The organism is Pseudarthrobacter albicanus (assembly GCF_018224015.1).
GTDB classification, from domain to species: domain Bacteria; phylum Actinomycetota; class Actinomycetes; order Actinomycetales; family Micrococcaceae; genus Arthrobacter; species Arthrobacter albicanus.
Genome location: NZ_JAGPOT010000205.1, coordinates 1 through 414 on the forward strand (window position 1 = coordinate 1; position 414 = coordinate 414).

A 414-nucleotide genomic window follows, 5' to 3' on the forward strand; every position below is an offset into this window, starting at 1 on the left:
GATGAACGGCGACGCCGTGATGTACGACGTCGGAAAGATCCTCACCGTGGGCGGGTCGACCGCCTACAATAACACCCCGGCTACGGCGAACACCCCGGCTACGGCGCGGGCGTACACGATCGACATCAATAACGGGGTCAAGGTGGCCCGGACCGCAGACATGGCCGTCACCCGGTCGTACGCGAACGGAGTCGCGCTGCCCGATGGCCAGGTGCTGGTGGTCGGCGGTCAGGCCACCCCGGTTCAGTTCACGGACACCGGCGCCAGGATGGCCCCGGAAATCTGGAACCCGGCAACCGGAAAGTGGACCACGCTGGCCCCGATGGCCATCCCCCGGACGTATCACAGCGTCGGCCTGCTGCTTCCCGATGGCCGGGTCTTCGTCGGCGGTGGCGGGCTGTGCAACACCTGCAC

At 67.4% G+C, this 414-nt stretch carries 1 protein-coding gene; it reads left to right on the forward strand.

The window, feature by feature from the left end:
- Positions 1 to 414, forward strand: a 414-nt coding sequence (locus J9611_RS21445) for a kelch repeat-containing protein (RefSeq protein WP_246528136.1), incomplete at both ends; no start/stop codon positions are given.